Here is a 1,678-nt window from a genome sequence, read left to right as displayed (position 1 = left end):
ATCAACCAAATTCGTGACCGTTTCCCCCGTCTATCAACGATTTTGGTAGATCGTGGTTATAAGGGGAAAGCTTTCGTTCTGGCGATTCTGCATACTTTTTACTGGTGCTTACAAGTGGTTGTTCCTCCTGTGGGGCAAAAAGGCTTTGTTGTTCAACAAAAGCGCTGGGTGGTTGAACTTACTTTTGCTTGGTTTTCTCGCTTTCGGCGTTTGACAAGAGAGTACGAACTTTTACCTGAAACTTCTGAGGCTTTTTTCTATGTCGGCATGATTCAGATCCTCCTCAAACGTCTCGCTTAACTTCTCAAACACGCTCTTACCCAGAAATCTAGCAAAAACAAGCAATCTGCTAGCTCCAAAAGTGTTGTCCCTAAGCTCAATCATGTGGATGTTGGCGATGATGACAATGATGATGATGAGATGGAAAGACGAAGACAAGCTGAGATGCTCAAACATTTTAATAAGTACTAACTTGCAGATATGGCAATCATTAATTTAATAGATGGCGAAAAGGGTGGTGTGGGTAAGAGTTGGGTTGCCCGCGCGATGATTCAATATGCTATTGATCACAACATTATTCATGTAGGGATTGAGACAGATCGCAGTAATCCCACGCTATTTAATATTTACAAAGATTGTAAGGTTGCTTTCTTTTCGGAGAATGAAAAGTTGGCGGATACTCCAGATCTGATCTTTGACTATGCTTTCAAAAAAATGGTCATTGTCAATCTTCCTGCTCAGGTTCATCGCGCTGTATCTACTTGGATTGATGCTAAGGGGTTATTAGAACTGGGCAAGGAAAATAATATTTCGTTTGTGAAGTGGTTTGTCAGCGATGGTGAGAGTGATTCTATTGAGTTATTTATCAATTCTCTAGAACATTATCAGGGCTATATTCCCCATGTGTTTATCAAAAATTTTGGGCGTTGTGATGAGTGGGAATATTTCAACAATCATGAAGGTATTCAGAAAGCGATCTCGGAATATGGGGTGACTATAATTGACTTTCCTAAGTTGGGTGATGCTAAGCGGATTGAGATCAATGCGAAGCGGATGATGTTCTCCCATGCGCTCAATTATGCTGAGTTTGGCATTATCGGTAGGAATCAAATTAAAACGTTCGCTCATGTAGGTAAATAGGTGGAAGGAGGAAAAAGAAGACGACGCAGGAAGTCAAAATCAATCCAACGTAGATTGTAAGCCCACTCAAACATGGCTACATACAGATACAAATACTTTTTGTGAATACCGCGAAAGGGACGCAGAAAATTGCGTAAACCAACCCAAATGCCCTCCATAGTATTGCAATGAACCTCACAAAAACCATCTTGATCTTCATCGCGGGCATACTCTCGCTGAGAGTGGAGACTGTCAAACATTTTGTGTAAAGTCTAGAAGCTAGATGTGGAGACGATCCTCAAAGAGGATGGCAAAGCGATTAAGAGCAGGCTTCCAATCACGAATGGAGCCTCGTCCACTTCTTCGAGATATTTCGCATTGCCAAATAAACCAGCTTGAAAGCAGCCTCATCCGAGGGGAAAATCTGTTGAGATTTAATCACCTTACGCAAACTGCTATTCATCGACTCAAGTGCCTTGGTGGTATAAATCGCCCTACGGGTAGTGCTAAACAGGTAAGGATGGGCGGCGCTTCGCGCCGCCCATCCTTACCTGTTTAA

Annotated in this window: 3 protein-coding genes and 1 pseudogene; 2 read left to right on the top strand and 2 right to left on the bottom strand. The window is 42.3% G+C overall.

Going from position 1 to position 1,678, the window contains the following annotated elements:
• Both PSE7429_RS22655 and PSE7429_RS22650 read left to right on the top strand, forming a co-directional pair.
• Nucleotides 1-300: transposase (locus tag PSE7429_RS22655; RefSeq protein WP_158467669.1), on the top strand; the 300-nt coding region annotated here is incomplete at its 5' end.
• Nucleotides 301-480: 180 nt separating this feature from the next.
• Nucleotides 481-1,140: a P-loop NTPase family protein gene (locus PSE7429_RS22650; protein ID WP_009629734.1), complete on the top strand. Its 660-nt coding sequence runs from the start codon at nt 481-483 to the stop codon at nt 1,138-1,140.
• Here the strand turns inward: PSE7429_RS22650 and PSE7429_RS24015 are convergent.
• Both PSE7429_RS24015 and PSE7429_RS26070 read right to left on the bottom strand, forming a co-directional pair.
• Nucleotides 1,125-1,379, bottom strand: coding sequence for a hypothetical protein (locus PSE7429_RS24015; RefSeq protein ID WP_009629733.1), 255 nt, complete (start codon nt 1,377-1,379; stop codon nt 1,125-1,127). The two genes, PSE7429_RS22650 and PSE7429_RS24015, sit on opposite strands and share 16 nt — an antisense overlap.
• A 19-nt stretch (nt 1,380-1,398) precedes the next feature.
• Nucleotides 1,399-1,618 (bottom strand): annotated as a pseudogene (locus PSE7429_RS26070) (transposase); the annotation flags it as partial.
• Between the last annotated feature and the right edge of the window lie 60 nt (nt 1,619-1,678).

It is taken from the genome of Pseudanabaena biceps PCC 7429, assembly GCF_000332215.1.
GTDB classification, from domain to species: Bacteria; Cyanobacteriota; Cyanobacteriia; order Pseudanabaenales; family Pseudanabaenaceae; genus Pseudanabaena; species Pseudanabaena biceps.
Note: the sequence above shows the minus strand (reverse complement) of the source record. Positions and strands in the feature narration are given on the sequence as shown.

Excerpts from the sequence above, each read along its gene's own strand:
- PSE7429_RS22650 (WP_009629734.1), top strand. The coding sequence starts at position 481 with ATGGCAATCATTAATTTAATAGATGGCGAAAAGGGTGGTGTGGGTAAG.
- PSE7429_RS24015 (WP_009629733.1), bottom strand. The coding sequence starts at position 1,379 with ATGTTTGACAGTCTCCACTCTCAGCGAGAGTATGCCCGCGATGAAGAT.